General features: G+C 62.6%; 20 protein-coding genes. 5 read left to right on the top strand and 15 right to left on the bottom strand.

Annotated features, from left to right (window positions below; genetic code table 11):
- From ICI42_RS00865 to ICI42_RS00915, 11 genes are all read right to left on the bottom strand, one after another.
- Positions 1 to 747: an ABC transporter permease gene (locus ICI42_RS00865; RefSeq protein WP_188162658.1), complete on the bottom strand. Its 747-nt coding sequence runs from the start codon at positions 745 to 747 to the stop codon at positions 1 to 3.
- The gene (locus tag ICI42_RS00870; protein ID WP_188162659.1) at positions 744 to 1,685 is read right to left on the bottom strand and encodes an ABC transporter ATP-binding protein; all 942 of its coding nucleotides are present in this window, start codon (positions 1,683 to 1,685) and stop codon (positions 744 to 746) included. The genes ICI42_RS00865 and ICI42_RS00870 overlap by 4 nt, the downstream gene beginning before the upstream one ends.
- Positions 1,682 to 2,881 carry an ABC transporter permease gene (locus ICI42_RS00875; protein ID WP_188162660.1) on the bottom strand — a complete coding sequence of 400 codons (1,200 nt, stop codon included), beginning with the start codon at positions 2,879 to 2,881 and terminating at the stop codon, positions 1,682 to 1,684. Before ICI42_RS00875 ends, ICI42_RS00870 begins: the two co-directional genes overlap by 4 nt.
- Positions 2,882 to 2,905: 24 nt before the next feature.
- A complete protein-coding gene (gene osmF / locus ICI42_RS00880; RefSeq protein ID WP_188162661.1) occupies positions 2,906 to 3,817 on the bottom strand; it encodes a glycine betaine ABC transporter substrate-binding protein OsmF in 912 nt (303 codons plus the stop codon).
- A gap of 140 nt (positions 3,818 to 3,957) precedes the next feature.
- Complete coding sequence (locus ICI42_RS00885) at positions 3,958 to 5,010, bottom strand: dipeptidase (RefSeq protein ID WP_188162662.1); 1,053 nt, start codon at positions 5,008 to 5,010, stop codon at positions 3,958 to 3,960.
- 91 nt (positions 5,011 to 5,101) lie between these two features.
- Positions 5,102 to 5,863 (bottom strand): SDR family NAD(P)-dependent oxidoreductase, encoded by a 762-nt coding sequence (locus ICI42_RS00890; RefSeq protein ID WP_188162663.1) that lies wholly within the window; start codon positions 5,861 to 5,863, stop codon positions 5,102 to 5,104.
- Between the two features lie 282 nt (positions 5,864 to 6,145).
- Positions 6,146 to 7,294: a DUF1501 domain-containing protein gene (locus ICI42_RS00895; protein ID WP_188162664.1), complete on the bottom strand. Its 1,149-nt coding sequence runs from the start codon at positions 7,292 to 7,294 to the stop codon at positions 6,146 to 6,148.
- A gap of 4 nt (positions 7,295 to 7,298) precedes the next feature.
- Positions 7,299 to 8,690, bottom strand: coding sequence for a DUF1800 domain-containing protein (locus tag ICI42_RS00900; RefSeq protein ID WP_188162665.1), 1,392 nt, complete (start codon positions 8,688 to 8,690; stop codon positions 7,299 to 7,301).
- Positions 8,691 to 8,753: 63 nt separating this feature from the next.
- Entirely contained in the window at positions 8,754 to 9,218 is a 465-nt protein-coding gene (locus tag ICI42_RS00905; protein ID WP_188162666.1) for a periplasmic heavy metal sensor, read from the bottom strand.
- Positions 9,215 to 9,628: a hypothetical protein gene (locus ICI42_RS00910; RefSeq protein WP_188162667.1), complete on the bottom strand. Its 414-nt coding sequence runs from the start codon at positions 9,626 to 9,628 to the stop codon at positions 9,215 to 9,217. Before ICI42_RS00910 ends, ICI42_RS00905 begins: the two co-directional genes overlap by 4 nt.
- A gap of 12 nt (positions 9,629 to 9,640) precedes the next feature.
- On the bottom strand, positions 9,641 to 10,198 hold the full coding sequence (locus ICI42_RS00915) for an RNA polymerase sigma factor (RefSeq protein ID WP_188162668.1): 558 nt from the start codon (positions 10,196 to 10,198) through the stop codon (positions 9,641 to 9,643).
- Between the two features lie 158 nt (positions 10,199 to 10,356).
- Between ICI42_RS00915 and ICI42_RS00920 the strand changes: the two genes are divergently transcribed.
- Both ICI42_RS00920 and ICI42_RS00925 read left to right on the top strand, forming a co-directional pair.
- Positions 10,357 to 10,521: a hypothetical protein gene (locus ICI42_RS00920; protein ID WP_188162669.1), complete on the top strand. Its 165-nt coding sequence runs from the start codon at positions 10,357 to 10,359 to the stop codon at positions 10,519 to 10,521.
- 147 nt (positions 10,522 to 10,668) lie between these two features.
- The gene (locus ICI42_RS00925) at positions 10,669 to 11,592 is read left to right on the top strand and encodes a DMT family transporter (RefSeq protein WP_188162670.1); all 924 of its coding nucleotides are present in this window, start codon (positions 10,669 to 10,671) and stop codon (positions 11,590 to 11,592) included.
- 30 nt (positions 11,593 to 11,622) lie between these two features.
- Here the strand turns inward: ICI42_RS00925 and ICI42_RS00930 are convergent, their stop codons facing one another.
- From ICI42_RS00930 to ICI42_RS00940, 3 genes are all read right to left on the bottom strand, one after another.
- Positions 11,623 to 13,065 carry a UdgX family uracil-DNA binding protein gene (locus tag ICI42_RS00930; protein WP_188163662.1) on the bottom strand — a complete coding sequence of 481 codons (1,443 nt, stop codon included), beginning with the start codon at positions 13,063 to 13,065 and terminating at the stop codon, positions 11,623 to 11,625.
- A 2-nt stretch (positions 13,066 to 13,067) separates the two neighbouring features.
- The gene (locus tag ICI42_RS00935) at positions 13,068 to 14,276 is read right to left on the bottom strand and encodes a putative DNA modification/repair radical SAM protein (RefSeq protein WP_188162671.1); all 1,209 of its coding nucleotides are present in this window, start codon (positions 14,274 to 14,276) and stop codon (positions 13,068 to 13,070) included.
- A 76-nt stretch (positions 14,277 to 14,352) separates the two neighbouring features.
- A complete protein-coding gene (locus ICI42_RS00940; RefSeq protein WP_330999079.1) occupies positions 14,353 to 15,429 on the bottom strand; it encodes a DNA topoisomerase IB in 1,077 nt (358 codons plus the stop codon).
- A gap of 128 nt (positions 15,430 to 15,557) precedes the next feature.
- Between ICI42_RS00940 and ICI42_RS00945 the strand changes: the two genes are divergently transcribed.
- Genes ICI42_RS00945 through ligD form a run of 3 tightly spaced genes read left to right on the top strand, consistent with a single transcriptional unit; the run spans position 15,558 to position 19,165 of the window.
- On the top strand, positions 15,558 to 15,779 hold the full coding sequence (locus ICI42_RS00945; RefSeq protein ID WP_188162672.1) for a hypothetical protein: 222 nt from the start codon (positions 15,558 to 15,560) through the stop codon (positions 15,777 to 15,779).
- Positions 15,779 to 16,645, top strand: a complete 867-nt coding sequence (gene ku / locus ICI42_RS00950) for a non-homologous end joining protein Ku (RefSeq protein WP_188162673.1) — start codon at positions 15,779 to 15,781, stop codon at positions 16,643 to 16,645. Before ICI42_RS00945 ends, ku begins: the two co-directional genes overlap by 1 nt.
- A gap of 9 nt (positions 16,646 to 16,654) precedes the next feature.
- Positions 16,655 to 19,165, top strand: a complete 2,511-nt coding sequence (gene ligD / locus ICI42_RS00955) for a DNA ligase D (RefSeq protein WP_188162674.1) — start codon at positions 16,655 to 16,657, stop codon at positions 19,163 to 19,165.
- 31 nt (positions 19,166 to 19,196) lie between these two features.
- Here ligD and ICI42_RS00960 read toward each other — a convergent pair whose 3' ends face one another.
- Positions 19,197 to 21,281, bottom strand: coding sequence for a PAS domain S-box protein (locus ICI42_RS00960; RefSeq protein ID WP_188162675.1), 2,085 nt, complete (start codon positions 21,279 to 21,281; stop codon positions 19,197 to 19,199).

Below are 21,281 nucleotides of genomic sequence, written 5' to 3' on the forward strand. Positions count from 1 at the left end.
CTAGGCCGGCTCGCCGCGCCCCATCCGTCGCGCAATCATCCGCTCCAGCGCCGACAACAGGTCGTAGATCAGCACGGCCAGCACCGCGACCACCAGCCCGCCCTGAACGACGAAGGCGAGGTTGTTGGAGTTCAGCCCGGCGATGATGACCTCGCCCAGCGTCTTTGCCGCCACCGTCGAGCCGATCGTCGCCGTGGCGAGACCGATGGTCACCGAAAGCCTTATCCCGGCCAGGATGACGGGGGCTGCCAGCGGCAGTTCGACTTTGCGCAGGCGCTGGAGACTGGTCATGCCCATGCCGCGCGAGGCTTCGACCACCGGCTTGGGCAAGGTCGTCAGTCCGGTCAGCGCATTTTCGAAGATCGGCAGCAGGCCATAGAGAAACAGAGCGATCAGCGTCGGCTTGGCGCCGAAACCCACCGCAGGGACCGCCAGCGCGAGCACGGCGACGGGCGGGAAGGTCTGGCCGATATTGACCAGGCTGCGCGACAGCGGCAGGAACTCCGACCCGCTCGGCCGCGTGACGAGAATGGCCAACCCCACCGCGACGATCATCGCCGCCACCGTCGCGGCAAAGACGATCTGCAGATGCAGCAGCGTCAGCGTCAACAGGTCGCCCTGGTTGTAAATCGCCGGCGCGCCGTCATTGGCAAACAGCGCAAAGAACGGCTCGAACCAATATGGCTGCACGAGGAATGCGACGAGAAGTGCGAAGGCGATGACGCGGATGATGGTCCCGGCCTTCATGCGGCCGGTCTCGCCGCCAGGCGCAGAAGCGACTGCACGGTGATGCGGCCGAGCCGGGCGCCGTCAGCACTTTCGACCGGCAGCGCCGACCGCCCCGACCACATCAGCTCGGCCAGCGCGTCGCGCTGGGTTTTGTCGGCCGAAATTGCCGGCCCATCGGCGTCTCCAGGCTCCACCGCATCTCCGGCCTTGCCCAGCGACAGCAGCCGGAACGGACGCTCGCCCGAGTCGATCAGGGTCTCGACGAAGTCGTCGGCAGGGCGCGCCAGCATTTCGGTCGGCGTCGCATATTGAACCAGCTTGCCCTGATCCATGACGGCGATACGGTCGCCAAGCAGAATCGCTTCCTCCATGTCGTGCGTCACCAGAATGATGGTGGTGCCGAAGCGCCGCTGGATGGCGAGCAGGTCCTCCTGCGCCTTTGCCCGGATCACCGGATCGAGAGCACCGAAGGGCTCGTCCATCAAAAGCACGTTTGGTTCGGCGGCGAGCGCCCGCGCCACGCCAACGCGCTGCTGCTGCCCTCCGGACAACTCATGCGGATAGCGTTGCGCGAACAGCTCTGGATCGAGTTGGAACAGATCGAGCAATTCAGCGACCCTTGCGGCGATCCGCGCCTCGTCCCATTCCAGCAGTTTCGGCACCACGGCGATGTTCTGCGCCACCGTCCAATGCGGAAACAGGCCATGCCCCTGGATGACGTAGCCTATGCTGCGCCGGAGTTCGAAGGGCGGCATTTCCCGATTGTCGCGGCCATCGATCCGGATCGTGCCCGAGGAAGGCTCGACCAGCCGGTTGATCATGCGCAGCAGCGTCGTCTTGCCTGAGCCAGAGGTACCGACGATGACGGTGATGGTTCGCGGCTCCACGACGAAGGACACAGCGTCGACAACGGTGTTTTCGCCATAGCTCTTGGTGATTGAATCGATCTCGATCATGAGGTTCGGCCCCTCCGCTCCGTCATTTCGATGATGGCGTCGAGCACGACGGCGGCGGCAAACGCCATCGCCACCGTCGGCAAGGCCCCCAGCAGCACCAGATCCATGGCGGTCTGGCCGATGCCCTGGAACACGAAGACGCCGAGCCCGCCGCCGCCGATCAGCGCGGCGATGGTTGCCATGCCTATATTCTGCACCAATACGATGCGGATTCCGGTGAGGATCACCGGAAATGCAAGCGGAAACTCGACCTTGGCCAGCCGCTGCCTGTCGGTCATGCCCATGCCGCGCGCGGCGTCGTTGGCCTGGCGCGGCACACCGGCCAGCCCGACCACCGTGTTGGCGACCACCGGCAGCAGCGAATAGAGAAACAGCGCCACGAAGGCGGGCGCCGCACCGATGCCGCGAATGCCGATCGCGGCTGCACCCGGCACGTTGGCGGCTATCCAGGCCAATGGCGCGATGAGTATTCCAAACAAGGCAATGGAGGGAATTGTCTGGATGATGTTGAGCACATTCAGCACCGGCGCCCTCACCCGCGCGATGCGATGCGCGGCAATTCCGAGCGGCAGACCAACCAGAACGGCAGCGGCAAGCGAACCGAAGGCAAGCAGCAGATGCCGTATCAGCTCGGAGCTGAAGGTCTCCGCGCGGCTGGAATACTCCTTCATGATCGACAGCGAGTCCCACTGGCCGGATACCAGCAGCAACCCGACAGCCAGCGCTGTCAGCCCGAGCATACCGATACGCGCCAACGGGCCGAGTTTCAGCCGAGCCATCGCATCGGTCGTCAGAAGCGCGAAAGCAAACAGCAACAGCCAGAAGCCATAGGCCGGCGAGACACGCGCATAGTTGTTGTCGTCAGGGGTCAGATGCTCGCCGGCGACGCCGATCAGAATGGCAAGAACGGCAAGCGTGGCGATGCCGGCTGGAAATCGTAGTGCGGTTGGCGTTCGCAGGATCGCTATGATCGTCGTGGCAAGAACAGAGGCGAGGAGCATCGCCGCTGCCCAAACCGGCAAGGATGCCACCACCCCCATCGCCTCGCCTGCGACGATGCGGTTGGCGCGCATGGTTGCGAATGGGGCGACGAGCGCAAAGCCTGTCAAAACGGCTATAACGACGCCGAGCTTGTCGAACTGAAGAGGCCACGACAGCCGCCTTTGGGGTGCACCGTCCGCGACAGTATCGGCCATCACGGGCGCCCCGTCATCCCGTTGCTATTTCAGGAAACCGTTCGACTTCAGAAAGTCCTCGGCAACCGCCTTGGCCGGCTCGCCACCCACCTGTACGCGGCCATTCAGGTCCTGCAAGGTCACAAGGTCGAGTTTCTCGAAAACCGGCTTGAGCAGCTCGGCGATGTTCGGATGTTCCTTCAACACAGCTTCGCGAATGATCGGTGCGGGCTGGTAGACCGGCTGCACACCCTTGTCGTCCTCAAGCACCACGAGCCCGGAGGGTGCAATGCCACCATCGGTGCCATAAACCATTGCCGCATTGGCGTCGTTGGTCTGGTTGGCAGCCGCGGCAATGGTTGCCGCCGTGTCGCCGCCCGAAAGCGTGATGAGTTGGTCCGACTTCAGCGTGAAACCATAGGTGGTCTGGAACGCCGGCAGCGCCGCATCGGAATTGACGAACTCCGACGAAGCGGCCAGGACCACATCGCCTCCGCCGGCGACATATTTGCCAAAATCGGTCAGCGTCACAAGCTTGTTGGGCTCGGCGACATCCTTGCGCAACGCAATCGCCCAGGTGTTGTTGGCGGGCGATGGCGTCAGCCAGACGATCTTGTTAGCGTCGTAGTCGAGCTTCTTGGCTTCTTCGTACCCCTTCGCCGCATCCTTCCAGAGTGTGTCGTCCGCCTTTTCGAAGAAGAACGCCGCGTTCCCGGTATATTCGGGATAGATGTCGATCTCCCCGGCAACGATTGCGCGCCGCACGACAGGCGTAGCGCCGAGCTGGATGCGGTCGGTGGTGGGAATATCGGCGGCGTTCAACACCGCAAGAATGATATTTCCGAGCACACCGCCCTCCGTGTCGATCTTCGACGATACGACGACCTGCGCGTTGGCGACGCCGGCGGAAACGGAAAACGCCGCGACGGCGGCGAGCATCATAAGCTTGTTCTTCATAGCATCCTGCCCCGAAAAGGAATTGGCCAAGTCAAATGATCATAAGTCATGTGCAAGGTAGGGCATTCCGGTGGTTCGGCAACTGTCCAAAAGACTGATCACGACCCTCCTGACAGAACGGCGTCAGGATCAAGACGATTTCAATTGGAAAGCACGCTGTCAAGCACCCGCATCCAGTTGCCGAAGCAGAGTTTTTCAAGCTCTTCATCGTCATAGCCCGCACCGCGCAGGGCGGAAACCAGCTTGGGCAGCCCCGCCGCATCGCCGATCTCGCGCGGGATCAGCGCGCCATCGAAATCTGAACCGAGCCCAACGCAATCGATGCCGGTCTTTTCGACGAGATAATCGACGTGCCGAACGATATCGGACAGCGGCGTGTTCGAATTGTTCTGGCCATCGGCGCGCAGCATGCTGGTGGCGAAGTTCACGCCCACGACGCCGGAGGTCTCGCGAATCGCCTGCAACTGGCCATCGGTCAGGTTGCGCGCCACCGGTGTCAGTGCATGCGCGTTGGAATGGCTGGCCACAAGCGGCCTGCTGCTCGTCTTGGCCACGTCCCAGAAGCCTTTTTCGGTGATATGCGCGAGATCGACGAGAATACCGAGTTCGTCGCAACGCCTGACCAGATCGAAACCCGCACCGGTCAGGCCTTCCCCGGTGTCGGGCGACATCGGGAAAGCAAAGGGAACGCCGTGGGCAAAAACATTGTCGCGGCTCCACACCGGGCCGAGCGAGCGCAAGCCCTGCTCGTAAAAACCGTCAAGTTCTTCGAGCCCGGCGCCAATACCTTCGCAGCCCTCGATATGCACGATGGCGGCGAACAGCCCCTGCTCCGCCGCTGCTTTGATATCGGCGGTCGAACGGCAGATGCTCCAAACGCCGGCCTCGTCCAGATCGCGGGCGATGTCGAGCATTTCCTGCGTCGCGGCCAGGGCCGGTCCATGTTCGAGCGGTTCGGCCTTTGGCGTATTGTAGTAACCGTTGGCGTCCGAAACCGGGCGTCCGAGACGCGGCGACGGAACATAGATCGCGCAGATGCCGCCGACGAGCCCGCCCGCCTTGGAGCGTACGGCATCGACATGGCCGGTACGGCCGTTGCCGGCAAAGTCTTCGACGGGCGACCCACCCTGACGGCTGTTCAGCCAGATGCGGCACAGAACATCGTTGTGGCCGTCGAAAACGCGTTGGGTCATGCCGGTCGAATCTCGCTTCTTTTTTGAATGGCATCACGTGCCAGCCGCCACCAGGCAGGTCAACCATGGCAAAGATGCGGGTGTCGTCCCCCTATTTCGGCGCCATGCGGATCGCCCCGTCGAGCCGGATCGTCTCGCCGTTCAGCATCTCGTTGGAAATGATGTGCAGCGCCAGGCTGGCATATTCGGTGGCGCGGCCCAGGCGCGGCGGAAACGGCACCATCTGGCCGAGGCTCTGCTGTGCCGCCTCCGGCAAGCCCTTGAGCATCGGCGTCTCGAAAATGCCCGGCGCAATCGTGCAGACGCGGATGCCGAACTGCGCCAGTTCGCGGGCAGCTGGCAAGGTGAGCCCCATGACGCCTGCCTTGGACGCGCCATAGGCGGTCTGACCGATCTGGCCTTCATAGGCAGCGACCGAAGCGGTGTTGATGGCGACGCCACGCTCGCCGCTCTCGAACGGATCGAGCTTGGAGGCTGCATCAGCAAACAGGCGCAGCAGGTTGAACGTGCCGATCAGGTTGATCTCTATGGCGCGGCGGAAATCGTCGAGCGGCATGACGCCTGATTTGCCGAGCATCTTCTGCGCCGGCGCGACACCGGCGCAATTGATCAGAATGCGAGCCGTGCCCAGTTCCGCATTGGCCTTGGCCACGGCTGCCTCTGCACTTTCGGCATTGGAGACGTTGCAGGCTATGCCGATGCCGCCGATTTCCGAAGCAATTCGCGCCGCACCCTCCTCGTTGTAGTCGAGAATGGCGACCTTGGCGCCGCCTGCGGCAAGCGCACGCGCCGTCGCTTCACCCAGACCCGAAGCCCCGCCCGTCACCAGCGCTACCTGTCCGTCAATCCGCATCCCGAATTTCCTCCACGTCGCTTGTCATTGCCACCCCAGCGACTTATCGGCGGAACACCGCAGATGAAGCAACAGAAATCATTTGCGCGACACCGACGGCAATTCAGCCTCCAGTCGGCATTTGCCGACTGGTCAACCGCCGACTTCATCCGTCATCTGGGTTTGGCTCGGCGCTCAAGTCGACCGAATGCGACGTTCCATGTTTTTGACCCCATAATTGGGCCGCCACCTCCCACGAGGTCGGCGGCCATTTTCTTTGGCATACCGGTCGACAACGACGAGTCAGGCGCCGACCAGCCCGTGCAGCGCCTTGTTGAACGGCCTCCCCGGAAACAGCGTGCGCATGGCCAGATCGGTATCGAGCCCGAGGCTTTCAGCGGCCACGGCCGCGATCAGCGCATCGAGATCGAGGGTGGGAGCAAGATCGCGCCCCTCATACAGTGACCCTTGCGCCAGCCCCGGCCAGTCCGCGAGAATGCGTCCACCCTTGACCGCGCCGCCCAGAACCATGGCCGAAGAGGCCGTGCCATGGTCGGTGCCGCCGGTGCCGTTGACGGCGGCGGTTCGTCCGAATTCCGTGGCGACCAGCACGGTGGTCTTGGCCCAGGCATCGCCGAGATTGTCGCGCAGCGACGCGATCAGCGTGTCCAGCGCCTTGAGTTGGTTGGCCAGCCGGAACATCTGGCCGCTATGGGTATCCCAGCCGCTTGTCTCGATCATGGCGATGCGCGGACCGTCGTCTCTGGCCAGGAACCCGGCCGCCGTCTTGCCGATGCTTGCCGGATCCTGGCGGGCCTGCGCATCGTCCGCGAGACCCCGCGCCTCCATCGCAGCACTCCAAAGCGGGTGCAGTTGCGGATCGGACTCGTAGAGCGCGCCAACCCGCATGAGGAGATCGTCCGGCGCCGGCGGCAAGGCGGAAGGCGCATAGGAAGTGACATCGGCCTTGCCGCGCAGTGCCAGCGGCACTGTGGGTGCGAAGGCTATCGCCTCGTCATGGCTGCGCGGCATCAGCGACACCAGCCGGTTCAGCCAGCCGTCCTTGAGCTGATAGGGGTTGGAGCCGCCGGTTTCGAGCACGTTTTGACCATCGAAATGCGAGCGATCGCGATAGGGCGAAGCCACCGCCTGCACGAACAGCGCCTGCCCTTTCCCGTAGAGCTTGCCGAGTTCGGCCAGCGAGGGATGCAGCGCGAAGGTACCGTCCAGCCTGAGCGCAGCGGCCGGATCAACGGCGAAGTCGCGTCGCAGCGCGGCATAGCCGGGATCGGCATAAGGCACCACCGTGTCGAGGCCATCGGCTGCACCGCGCTGGATGATGAAGACGAAACGGCGGTCCGTCTCGACATTGGCGAAGACGAGACGCGGCGCAATCAGCATGGTACCGCAACCGGCAGCGGCGATGCGGAGAAACTGGCGGCGGTGGATCATCGGATCACCTTCTCTGAAAATCTGGAGAAACCAAAAGCAGGGCGAGCGCGGTCGGGCCGGATTCCGCCCGTCCGATTTCGCGTCGGGTGAGATCGCTGAGCGTGCCGGGCAGAAGTTCGGGCGCGAGCTGACGCGCGTCGAGCTCCACCGGCGCCTTGCCGACGATCCGCTGCGCCGCCTCGACGCGGCGCACCAGCGCGTCGGGCGCTGCCCAGCTCGCAGCGGCATCGTCATAGCCGGCCGGCGAGCCGGGTCGCCAGACAGGCTGGCCAAGCTGGTTGAGCAGCGGCGCAATCGGCATGTCTGGCCGTTCGAAGCCAAGCCCGCGCAACGACGAGATCGTCCACTCCCACGGCGACTTGAACTTGACCGGCTGCGCCGCCCACGCTTCCGGCATCGCAACCAAGGCGGCATAGACCGCCTTGAGATCGCCGCCCGACGATGTGTAGGCCGCAGCAAGCGTCCGGATCGTCGCCGCCGGCGGCTCATCGGCTATGAAATGGCGCGCCAGCTTGGTGGCTATATGGGCCGCCGTCGCATCATGGGTGGCGAGATCGTGCAAAACAGCGCCCGCCTGTTCTTCACCGGTGTCGGCATAGGACTTGCCGAGGATGTCGCGCTGCCCCGGCTCGTGCAGGCGTGGACGATAAGCGAAGCCGCCGGGCCGTTCCGCATTCGCGCCGGCGCCCAGCCCACGCACGTTCCAGCCGGTCAGCGCCAACGCGAATTGTGTGACATCGGCTTGCGTATAGCCGGTGCGGACACCCAACGTGTGCAACTCCATGATTTCGCGGGCGAGGTTTTCGTTGATGCCGGGCTTGCGCCTGTTGCGTCGCTCGCCGCTGTTCTGCGCCATCGGGCTGTTGGGACCGACGGAGCGTATCTGGTCGAGAAAAAGCTGCATGGCGGGGTGGCGCACCACCGCGAGCAGCATATCCTCGAAATTGCCAAGCACATTCGGCCTGATCGCCTCGCGCTCGCAGGCCCCTGCCAGCACCGTCACCGGCAACTTGTCGGCGGAAACGGCGAAATGGTTCGACCAGAAATGCACCAGCCGTTCGACGAAAGGCGTGTCGGTATCGAGCGCTGAATGGGCGCGCATCTGCACCTCATCGCGATACAGGGCCTGGCCGTTCTGGCGCAGTTCCTTGCGTGCGGCCATCTTCGCAGTTGCATCGCCGCCGCGAAGCGCCATGCGGCCCTCGCTGAACTGGTCCGCGATATCGGCCCCCGGCAACGCTCGCTCGAAAGCCGGAGGAGTCGGCTCATAGCGGTCGAACTGGTCGATAAGCCACCGTTCGGCATCGGTGGGAATGGCGTCGCCGGGCTTTGCGCCAAGGCCGAAACGGTTCATTGCCACGGTCAGGCGTTCAGCTTGGGAAGCTGCTGTCGTCATCGCTGGTCATCCCTGTTCATGACAGTTGAACGCGAGGCGACCTGCGATCCGTCGCGCGGCGGGCTAATTTTCCGACGCGGAGGACCTGCGCAACATGGCGGTCCGGTTTTCGAGCCCATCCACGAAGGCCTGCCGTTCCGCCGGCGTCAGCGTTGCAGCGAAATCGACGATCGCCATTTCCAAACGCTGACGCAGTGCCGTGTCCGCTTCGCGAATGCCGGTGAGCGCCGTGTCGATCGCCTCTCGATCGAGGCTTTCGGCGCGCATCAGCCCGTTGAGATCCTGCCTGCCGACGCGTCCCGCCTGGACATCGGGCGCTGAATCGCGCCGCGCCTGCATGAGCCCCTGCCGGAACGCCTTGCGCTGCTCATCCGACAATCCGTCAGCGGCAAAGCGGAGCGCCCGCTGCCCGACGAATTCAGGCCCCCGCGTCGACCAGATATAGGCGCCGCCGGCAACGCCGCCGATCAGGAACAGGTTGAGCGCCAGGGAGCCGGCCAGCAGCACAGTGCGCGTTCGGGGGGTCATTGAACGTCTCCTTCATCTGCGGCGAGGGTGAAGGCCGTTACGGCATAGGCGCCGTCATCGGCATCATATGGCGAATGCGTGACGACAAAACCCGCCAGCACCATGCCGGCAGCCGCTCCCGCAACGCCGATGCCTGCCAAACCCAGGCCACGCCATAGAAACCCGCCCAGACCGGCCGCCGCGCGGCGCGGCGCGGAAGCGATGATGCGCTCGCGCAAAGCGGCCGACGGCGCCGGAACGGACGATCGGTCGAGCAGCCGATCAAGATCGGCGGCGCCTGCGAGCGCTGCATGCGCTTCTTCCGGATGGGCATCGATGAAGCTTTGGGCCGCTGCGCGGTCGGCCTCCGGCCAGCGCCTGAGGTCGCTTCCGTAGCTGTCCGTCAAATCATGAAAACGTTGGCTGTGCATGGTCCGTTTCCGTCAGTCGGCTTGCGATTTCATGAAGGCGCGAAGGTTGCGGCGCGCTCGGGACAGAAGGCTTTCCAGCGCCTCGACGCTGATGTCCATGACGGCTGATGCTTCGACATTCGACAGGCCCTGGTAATATTGCAGAACAATGGCCTCGCGCTGCCGCTCGGGCAAAGACGCCAGCGCCGCGTCGATTCCGCGCTGTTCGTCCTCGTGGCGAAGGCCGCTGTCGGGCGCGGGCCCGGTGTCAGCCGTCTCCGGCACTTCGGCCACCGGCTGCTCGCGTCGGCGGCGCAGCCGGTCATAGCAAAGGTTGAGCACCACGCGGTGCAGCCAGGTATCGAAACGCGCATCCGTTTTCTTCCATTTCGGCGCCTGCCGCCAAACGCGCAGGAACGCGTCTTGGGCCACATCTTCGGCCTCTGCGCGGTCGCTGAGCAGGCGCGACGCCAACCCCACGATGCGGGGCAGTTTGCGTGCGACCATGCCACGGACAGCGCGAGCATCATTCTCCGCGATCCGCGCCAGCAAATCCTCGTCGCTATCCCTGCCGTCCGGCGACCGATTCACCCTGTTGTCCCTGAACCCGCTTTTCCCGTTGAACGCGCCTCATTCCGATATCCGTCGCGTCACCTTCACAATTTGCAGGCATCGTCATGAAACACACCCACTTTAAGGAACGAAGACACGCTGCCTGCGTTCATTGAGCAGCACAAAGGGAGGATGCAATGCTCGACAGGCTTCGTGAATATCAAGGGGCCGATCAGGTCGAGCTTTTCGCCGATCTCGAAGCGTCCAAAACACCTGGTGTCAAGCGCATCGTCGAAGTCATGGCTTCCAAGGCCTTCGATGTCTTGCGAATTGCGCGCAAGCCGGAGCAAACGTCCGCTTGAGCGTTTCGGCGTTCTGGCACAAGGCCGGTTGCAGCCTGGACTAGAGCCTCGCAAGTGAATTCGCTCGTATCCTTTGCGAAGTCGTTCTAGGGGTTGATGCTTATAGGCGGGCATGACGCCCGCTCTTCAGGCACTTGGCGACACCTTATGAAACCGGCATCCTTTCTGTCGCAGCGTGGCGAGAATGCCATCATACTTGGCGTATGCCTGATGCTGTTCGGCAACTTCATGTTCGCGCTCAACGACGCGATGGGGAAGTGGCTGGTCGCAAGCTTTTCCGTCGGTCAGGTACTGTTCATACGCTCTATCGGTGCTTTTCTCGTCCTTGGCCCCATGGTCCTGCAGGAAGGCCCCCGAAATCTCTTTTCGGTCGACCGTCCGCGGTTGCAGTTTTTACGGGTCATGCTCGCGACGGCGGATACCGGTTTCTTTTATGCCGCGGTGATCTACCTTCCGCTCGCCGATGTGATGACCTTCTATATGGCCGGGCCGATCTACCTCGCTGCCATGGCGCATTTCTTCCTCGACGAAAAGGCAGGTTGGCGGCGCTGGGTGGCGATTCTCGCGGGCTTCTGCGGGGTGATCGTCGCGCTCCGCCCCTCCACCGCGTCCTTGTCGCTGGAAAGCTTGTTCGCATTGATCGGCAGTACGTCTTTTGCGATGTCGATGCTGCTGAACCGGGTGCTGCGCGGCACCAGCGACAGCGTTCTGGTCACATGGCAGACGGTCGGCGCGCTGATCGTTGGCGCCATCCTCTGCCTTACCAGTTGGAACCCGCCGGGCCTGTTCGATATCGGCGCCATGATGCTGCTCGGCATTGTGTCCTGCGCCGCCCATCTGATGATCACCCGTGCGCTTAAGCTTGCCCCGGCATCCACCCTGGCGCCGCTGCAATACACGCTGCTGTTGTGGGCGGTGATCTTCGGCGCGATGTTCTTCGGCGACCTGCCGGATATGCAAATCCTCGTCGGATCGGCGATCATCGTTCTGTCGGGGTTGTTCATCTTCCACCGGCAGAAGGTCGTCACCAACCGCGTTCCGAAGGAAAACGTGCCGATCAACATGCCCTGACCCTCGGGAACGCCGGTGGAAGCCCCGGCGTCACGCCGCCTTGTCCAGCGCGCGGCGGGACACGACGAGATCGTCGACGAACTTTTTGTATTCCGCCTCCTTGGCGTCTGCATCCGGCAAGCGCAGCAGATAGGACGGATGCACGGTGATCAGCACCGGTGGGCCGCCCTGCCCCGCATCGAGCAGGCGGCCCCGGTTTTCGCCAATGGCCATCGCCTTGCCGAACAGTGACTGCGCAGCAGTCGCTCCCAGCGCCACGATCAGATCGGGCTGCACCACCTCGATCTCGCGTTCGAGCCAAGGCCGGCAGGCACGGATTTCCGGCATGGCGGGCTTCTGGTGGATACGCTTCTTGCCGCGCGGGACGAATTTGAAATGCTTGACCGCGTTGGTGACATAGGCGCGTGTGCGTTCAATGCCCGCGTCTTCAAGCGCACGGTCGAACATCCGGCCAGCCGGCCCGACGAAGGGACGGCCCTCCAGATCCTCGGTGTCGCCGGGCTGTTCGCCCACGAACATGATCGACGCCTCCGGCCTGCCTTCGCCGAAGACGGTCTGCGTGGCCGGCGCCCATAGCGGACAGGCGCGGCAGTGCGAGGCTTCCTCGCGCAAAGCCGCGATGGTGCCGCCCTCCGGCTTCGCGGCAGGCTTCGACGCGCTCAGCTTCTGGGGGCGTTCGTTGGCGTCTTTGGGCCCGGTGGCGACCATGGTGTCGGTCCTGCGCTGCGCATCCTCGATGAGAGACCGAATGAGCGTGGCCTCTGGAAGGTTCCGCCAATATTTCACCGGCATCTCTGAGCGCATCATATCCACCTTCAACCGCGCCGGATTGAAGATGCTGGCATAATAATCCCGCCAGAGATCCTCCAGCGCATCGTCGGCAGGCGCCTCGGTCCGTGAGGCGCCTGGCGAGAAGGCCAGGTCTTCGCCATCCCAATGCGCGCTCATGCTCGGGGTCAGGATCGACCAGTTCATCGTCGTGAAGCGACGTTTGAAGAAGGGCGCATTGGCCGCGACGATGTGATGTTCGGGCTCGAACCAGGCGACATACCACTCGCGGTCGTCGATGGCTGTCTTCCGAAACCGCACGAAGGCGCGCATCTTGTGGATGTCGCGGCGGATCGATTTCGCCATGGCTTCCAACCGGACCACATCGGGATCGACCGAGACCGTCAGCAGCCGCGGTTCCTTCCTCAGCCGCCACAGCATGGCATAGAGCCAAGAGAAGCGCTGCGGGTCGTTGTGCAGCACGACCTGCTTGGCCAGATCGACAAAACCGCGCGGCACCGATACGGGCTCGCCGGTATCCTTCGGCGTATCGTCCTGCGGCACGGCATGTGTAAACAGATCGCCCGCATCCTCTCCGACCGTCCAGACGACATCGGAAGGCGGGACGCCACGCGTCAGAAGGCGGCGCGCGGCATCGCGCCAACCCTCGAAATCGGTCTCGTCGGCAAGCCGGATGCGCAGCATCGTCACAGCAGCGACAGTTGCCTGGGCTGGGGCACGAGCCGCGCCTTGAGATCGGCCCGGTCGATCAGCCGGTGCGGCGTGTGGTCCGGAAAGATCAGAAACGGCAACACCTTCGCCACCAGCACGCGAAGCCGCGGAATGTCGTCGAGCCGGACCGCTCTCACCCGCCGTGCCGCAAGGATGCGGTCGACGGCGGTTTTGCCCAGGCCCGGCACGCGCAAAAGCTGGCTGCGGCTCGCCGTGTTGACATCGACCGGAAAACGGTCGCGATTGCGCAGCGCCCAGGCAAGCTTCGGGTCCATGTCGAGCGAGAGGTGACCAGTGTCCTGCGCCACGATCTCGCCGGCGTCGAAGCCATAAAAGCGCATCAGCCAGTCAGCCTGATACAGCCGGTGCTCGCGCACCAAAGGCGGTGCCTGCGGCGGCAGGATGCGGCTTGCGTCCGGAATGGGGCTGAAGGCGGAGTAATAGACCCGCTTGAGCCGGTAGGAACTGTAGAGATTGGCACTGGTGGCAAGGATGGCGCGGTCATCCTCGGCGTCGGCGCCGACGATCATCTGCGTGCTTTGGCCTGCCGGCGCAAAACGCGGTGCGCGCTTGTCGTCCTGTGCCTCATCGATCCGGTTGCGCATCCGCCCCATAGAGCGGCGAATGGCGCGCACATCCTTTTCCGGCGCAAGCGTTTTAAGGCTGGTTTCCGACGGAAGCTCGATGTTGATCGACAGTCGGTCGGCATATTTGCCCGCCTCGGCCATCAGTTCGTCGCTGGCGTCGGGAATGGTCTTGAGATGGATATAGCCCTTGAAGTCATGGGTCTGGCGCAGTTCGCGCGCCACCCGGACCACCTGCTCCATCGTGTAGTCGGGCGAGCGGATGATGCCCGACGACAGAAACAGCCCCTCGATATAGTTGCGGCGATAGAAATCGAGCGTCACCGACACCACTTCCTCAACTGTGAACCGGGCGCGCGGCACGTTGGACGATGCGCGATTGACGCAATAGAGGCAGTCGAAGGCGCAGGCGTTGGTCAGCAGGATTTTCAGCAGCGAGATGCAGCGCCCGTCCGGCGCATAGGAATGACAGATCGCGCCCTCGGTCGAGCCGATGCCCTTGCCGCCGAGCGAGTTGCGCTTGACCGTGCCGCTCGAGGCGCAGGACGCGTCGTACTTGGCCGCGTCGGCGAGAATTTGCAGTTTTTTGGAAATGTCCATGCCGCATAATTGTTCACTATTTGTTCCATAGCAAGGGACATCCGGAAAAAGTGATCGCTCAAGGTCACTCCATGGCTCATTCCTCGGAAAGCGCAATCAGCCATTTCAGCGTCATGCGCTCATCATCGTCCAGACGGGGTGCTGTAACGCGCACACTGCTGGCGGCCTTCACCTGGTCCGACAGGGTATTTTCGAGCCAGCTTTCGAAAACCTTGGGATGGATGTAGCAGCTTCGGCACACTGCCCGCGTGTTGCCGAGAAGGGCTGCCACCTTGTCGATCTCTGCGTTCAGCACCCGTTTCGCAGCCGTCTTCGTTTCCGGCAGTTCGGTACGCTGCAATCCGTCCAGCGCATAGACCGTGCCGCCCCACGTGCGGAAGTGCTTCGAGGTGAACGCAGCGCCCGTCGCCTCGCGGACATAGGCGTTGACGTCCTGCGATGTGACCGGACGGCGAACGCCCTCATCGTCGACATATTGGAAAAGCTGTTGTCCGGGAAGCTCCTGCACCGAGCGGATGATGCGCGCAATCCGCCGGTCGGCGATGCCGACATTCCACTGCTTGCCGGACTTGCCGGTGAAGATGAACTTGATGCTGTTGCCTTCCGCCTTGACGTGCCGGTTGCGCAGCGTCGTCAAGCCGAAGCTCTTGTTGTCGCGGGCATAGGCGCTGTTGCCAATTCGGATCAGCATATTGTCCAGAAGCCAGACGACGGTGGCGGTCACCGTATCGCGGCCCAGGCCGCGCTTGCGCATATCCGCCTCCACCCGCTCCCGCAGCGGGCTCAGGGTACGCGCGAAATCGACGAGGCTGGAGAATTTCGTCTCGCCGCGGCACACGGTCCACATCGCATGATAGCGGTACTGCTTGCGGCCGCGCTCGTCCCTGCCGGTCGCCTGGATATGGCCCTTTTCATCCGTGCAGATCCAGACATCGGTCCAGGCTGGCGGAATGACGAGCGAGCGGATGCGCGCCATGTCCTTGTCCGATACGGCCTTCTTGCCCGGCGCCTCATATCTGAACCCGCGCCCTGACCGCAGACGGCGAATGCCGGGTTCCGTATCGGTGGAATGGTTGAGATCACCGACAGCACAGGCATCGGGCAGGATTTCCTGGAATTTTTTGGGAAGAGGTTTGGCGACTTTGTCCAGCACGACCGCGTTCCTGATGTCTCAAGCGCAGAACTGTTTCGAACCGTTGCGGTTCCATGGAACCGATGGCGAGCGCCAGCGTTAAGCGGCGGTGTCCGCCGACACAACAAGCAGAAACAAAAGGCTGGAACATGGACCATCGCGACAGACTCATCCTCGCCCTTTCCGCGCTTGTGCGCGCCGAACGCGAAGCCCGGATCGCCCTTGAGGCGGCTATCTCCAGCGGAGAATTGTCCCCCGATACGGCAAAAGCCATGGACAATCCCGAGATCGTCCTCAACCAGGACGACATGATCATGGCAGAGGAATTCGTGCGGCCCTATGCGCCAAGCAGCCGTCTGGGAATTTCCTGATGGCCTCACGCCCGGCCTGGAAAGGTTACCTCAAGCTCTCGCTGGTGACCTGCGCGGTCGAACTGTCGAATGCCACCACCGGCAGCGAGAAGGTGTCGTTCCGGATTATCAACCGGGCGACCGGCAACACTGTCAAACGCAGATATGTCGATGGAACCACGGGAAAGCCCGTGGCCGAAAAAGACGAAGTTAAAGGCTATGAGACGGGCAAGGACGAATTTCTGCTGATCGAGGAAGACGAGATCGACGCGGTACAGATCGAATCGTCGCACACGCTGAGCCTCGACAGCTTTGTGGCTCGCTCGGAGATCGATCCGATCTATCTCGACACCCCTTATTATCTCGCTCCCGCCGACAAGGTTTCGGAGGAAGCGTTCGCCGTCATCCGTGAGGCGCTGGCGCAAAAGAAGATGGCCGGCCTCGCGCGGATCGTGCTGTTCCGCCGCGAACGCCCTGTCATCATCGAGCCGTTCGACAAGGGCATGCTGCTGACGACGCTGCGCTATGGCAGCACGGTGCGCCAGTCCGATGACGTTATGGACGATGTCGCCCAAGCCAAGGTCGACAAGGAAATGCTCGATCTCGGAACCAAACTGATCGACAAGCGCAGGGGCAAGTTCGATCCAAAGACGTTCGAAGATCCCTATGAACAGGCCTTGCTCGACCTGATCAAATCCAAGAAGGCCGGTCGTAAGCCGCCTGTTGTCAAGGCGGCTTCGAAACCATCGAACGTCGTCAACTTGTTCGATGCGCTCAAGAAGAGCCTGGCCGAAGACAAGCCGGCGGCGGACGAGAAACCAGCGCCGAAGAAGAGTCCTGCAAAGAAGCCGGCTTCGAAATCTCCTTCCAAGCGCAAATCCGCGTAGGGGTACATCATGGCGACGCTCGACACCTACCGGGCCAAGCGCGATTTCAAGAAGACGTCCGAACCATCGGGCGCCAAGGCCGCGGCCAAGCGCAAGGCCGGTTCGGAAGCCGGCATCTTCGTCATCCACAAGCACGATGCCACCCGGCTGCATTACGATTTGCGGCTCGAACATGACGGCGTGCTGTGGAGTTGGGCGGTGACCCGGGGACCCAGCCTTGACCCGTCGGAAAAGCGGCTCGCGGTGCATGTCGAGGACCATCCGCTCGACTATGCCGGCTTCGAAGGCACTATTCCCCAGGGCGAGTATGGCGCCGGCACGGTCATCGTCTGGGACGAAGGCACCTGGGTGCCGGAGATCGACCCGGCGAAAGGCATGGCGAAGGGACACCTGCAGTTCGAATTGAAGGGCAGCAAGCTCAACGGCGCGTGGCACCTGGTCCGACTCAAGCCTCGCGCCGGCGAAAAGCGCGACAACTGGCTGTTGATCAAATCCGACGATGCCTTTGCCAAGCCCGGCGAGGACATTCTGGAGGAGGCGCCCGCCTCGGTGCAATCGGGCCGCACCATCGCCGAAGTTGCCGAGGGCAAGCCGGCCAAAGCCGGCAAGGCCAAATCAACGAAGCCGAAGAAGCAATCGGCCAAACCCTCGAAAGTCGCTGGGCTGCCGGACTTCATCCCGCCCGCCCTGGCGACATTGCAGAAAACGCCGCCAACTGGCGGAGAATGGCTGCACGAGGTCAAGTTCGACGGCTATCGCCTGCAAGCCCATCTCGATGCCGGAAAGGTGCGCCTGCTGACCCGAAAGGGTCTCGACTGGACGGAGAAGTTCGGCCAGACCATCGTCAAGGCGATTGACGGGCTCGACTGCGATAACGCCATTCTCGATGGCGAGCTGGTGGCGCTCGACGACAATGGAACCGCTTCCTTTGCGCGGCTGCAAACGGCATTGTCGGACGGGAAGACCGACGAACTCGTCTTCTACGTCTTTGACCTGCTCCACCTCGACGGCGAGCCACTGCTGGACGAGCCGCTGGTCGAACGCAAGGAGCGGCTGCGCGCGTTGCTCGGCGACATCGAACCCAACACCTCGCCGCTGCGCTACAGCGAACATTTCCATGAATCCGGCAAGACAATGCTGGTGCATGCCTGCCGCATGGGGCTGGAAGGCGTGATCTCCAAGCGCGCCGATGCGCCCTATCGAAGCGGACGCGGGCTGGACTGGATCAAGTCCAAATGCACCCTGCGGCAGGAGTTCATCCTTGCGGGCTATCTGCCGTCGGAAAAGACCGGGCGCGGCCTTCGCTCGCTGGCAGTGGCGTTTCGCGAAAAAGGCAAGCTGCATTATGCCGGCCGTGTCGGCACGGGTTTCAGCGCGCAGGTTGCCAACGACCTCAAAAATCGGCTGGACTCACTGAAGACGAAATCCTCGCCCTTCGACGAGAAGGTTCCCGACGACAAGCACATGGTCTGGGTCAAGCCGGAACTCGTCGCCGAGATCGAATTCCGCAGCTGGACCTCCGATCACATCGTGCGCCAGGCGTCGTTTCAGGGATTGCGCGAAGACAAGCCCGCCGAAGAGGTCGTCGAGGAAAAGCCCGCACCCGCCGATGCGACAAAGCAGAAAGCCGGGGCAAAAAAAACCTCCGAAGCCGCCTCCGCCGCCAAATTGTCTACCAGCATCACGCTGTCCAATCCGCAAAAACTGCTGTGGCCCGAAGCAAAAAAGTCGAAGAGCGATTTGCTCGACCACTACGCTCAGGTCTGGCCGCGCATGGAGGCCTATGTCGTGAACCGGCCGCTCGCCTTAGTGCGCGCGCCTGACGGGATCGGCAAGCAGCAGTTCTTCCAGAAGCATGCCTCGCGTGGGATGGACGATGCCATCTGCCGCATGAAGGACCCCAAAGACGGTGAGGAGCTGCTTTATATCGACAGTTTCGACGGTCTCGCGGCCCTCGTGCAGCTTGGCGTGGTCGAGGTGCACATCTGGGGCTCGACCATTGATGCAATCGAAACGCCCGACCAGGTCATTTTAGATATCGATCCTGATGAGGGTCTGAATAACACGCATGTGATCGACGCCGCCATCGATATCCAACAGCGCCTCGACGAACTCGGCCTGCCCTCGTTTCTCAAGACATCCGGCGGCAAGGGCTATCACGTCGTCGTCCCGCTGAAACCCAAGGCCGACTGGGTGGCGGTCAAAACCTTCGCGCATGACTTCGCCCATGCGATGGAGCAGGCCGAGCCTGACCTTTATACCGCGACCCTGTCGAAGAAATCCCGAAAGGGCCGCATCTTCATCGATTACCTTCGCAACGGACGCGGATCGACAACGGTATGCGCGTACTCATCGCGTGCAAAGCCGGTTGCATCGGTGTCGGTGCCGATTGCCTGGCCGGAGATAAAAACCTTCGAACCGGCCGCCTTCACGATGCGCAGCGAGCTTCTATCCAAGGCCCTTTCCGCCAAGGACCCTTGGAAGGACTATGAAGCCAGCCGAAAGCTTTTGCGGACATAGTTCGACGGCGATGCAAGGAACCGTGGATCAGCTACGAAGCCGTAGCCTGATCGTTGATTGCGGCGAGTACACTGCGCACATCCAGCGTGCTGAACGGCTTTTCCAAAATGTGTGGGCGGCGGATCACGGGGAACTCCTCAAGCTCAGCCTTGGCGCCCACAAGATCGCCAGTGACCAGAACGAAGCGCTTGGCGATTTCCGGGTGGTTCTCCGCCAGTTCTCGGAAAATGGCGGTGCCGCTGACACCAGGCATGCGCAGGTCGGAGAACACGATATCCGGCTTGTAGCGGCCTATCGTTTCATCCATGGAGGTCCAGCTTTGCACGATACGCGACTTCAATCCCATCAGCTCGACAATATCGGCCAGAGACGCGGCGACGTCCGGCTCATCGTCGATGATCAATGCGTGCCGTAAGGTGTTGGGGCGCTGCTTGGCCTTTGTCCCGAGCTTGACCGGCAGGGACAGCGCGGGCATCTCGACCACGAAGCGAATGCCGTGCGGCTCGACCGGCGTGAAGGAAATCCGGCCCTGGTGACGGTCGACAATCGACTTTGAAATCGAAAGGCCGATGCCGGTGCCGACGCCGACAGGCTTGGTGGTGAAGTAGGATTCGAAAATACGGTGCCTGATCTCTTCGGGGATGCCCGGGCCGTTGTCCTCGACCGAGAACCCCGGCATGCCTTCGGCATTGCGGAAGGTCCTGACCGTGATACGGCGGTCGCCGGGGCGATTGACCAGCGCATGCTGGCTGTTGATCAGGAAATTGGCAGCCACCTGAACCATATGGTCGGCCTCCGCCATGACCGTCAGCTCGTCGTCGGCAAAGTCGGTATCGACAGTGATACCACTCGTTCGGGCGCCATAGGCGGTGACCTCCAACGCCGCGCGCACGACATGGCTCAGATCCGTCTCGGTCTGCGCGCTGGGATGCAGCCGCACCATGCCGAGGAAGCTCTTGACGATGCGTCCGCAGCGCTCGGCGGCCGCGCGCACCTTTTCCGCGCGGATTTTCGTCGGCTGGTCGGACGCAAATTCATGCAAGAGGGTAGACTGTGCGACAACGACGGCGAGCGGATTGTTGAGCTCGTGCGAGACACCGGCAAGCAACGATCCCATCGCTGCCATCTTCTCGTTCTGGTGAAGCTTCTCGCGCTGGCGGTTGATTTCCTCCTCCGCGCGATGTTTTTCACGCAGGTCGCGCATCGACCCGAAGAACAGGCGGCGGTCGCCGATGCGAATTTCCGTCGCCGTCAACTCGATCGGAAAGACCTGCCCTTCCTTGTTCTGCGTTAGGGTCTCCATGCGGTGGCCGATCATCGGCGCACCGCGGCCCGTCATATATTGCGCGCCAGTGGCATAGCCTTTCCGGTAGAAATGCGGCACCACCGTATGCAGCAAATCCTTACCCAGGATTTCGCTTCTGTCGAAGCCGAGCATGCGTTCGGCAGCCGGATTGAATTCGATGATGCTGCCGGATTCGTCAATGGCGATGATGGCGTCCAACGACATCTGGATCATCGTCGAACGGATCGTCTCGCTGATATGTTCGTCCGACAGGGAATGTTCGATGGCATCGCCCAGCGAAGAGGCGATGATCTCGAGTGCCGCCTTTTCCTCGTCGGTCCAGACGCGCTCCTGGACGCAGTCGTTGACGGCCAGCGTACCCCATAGATAGCCATGCGCAAAAATCGAGACGGAGAGGAAGGATTTGATCTTCTGTTTCTCGAAATCGCGCCTCAGGAAACCCTCGAGATTCCTGGTGTGGCCCTCGAAGATCTTGCCTTGCGACATCTCCGCCGCCAATTGCTCCAGAAGCGCATCGGAATGAACGATGGTCTGGTTGATCGTCGTCGGCTGGGTGACCTTGCCCTCCATCTCGGGCGCCAGCCACAGCGACTCGATGGATTGCACGAAGCCTTGGTGGGCGACCTCGTGCTGGCAGAAAACGATGGCGCGATGAACCGCGAAGCCGTTTCCGAGGATCGCCAGGATCGAGCCGAGATCCCGCTGCCAGTCCTGAACGTTGCGCAACCGCCGCACAGCCTCCGCCGCCGTCACGCACGGCCTCACCCGGCGTCGTTCTTCAGAAAAGACAGGCACGGTCGCAGCTTCCAT

The organism is Oryzicola mucosus (genome assembly GCF_014534685.1).
Classification (GTDB): domain Bacteria; phylum Pseudomonadota; class Alphaproteobacteria; order Rhizobiales; family Rhizobiaceae; genus Oryzicola; species Oryzicola mucosus.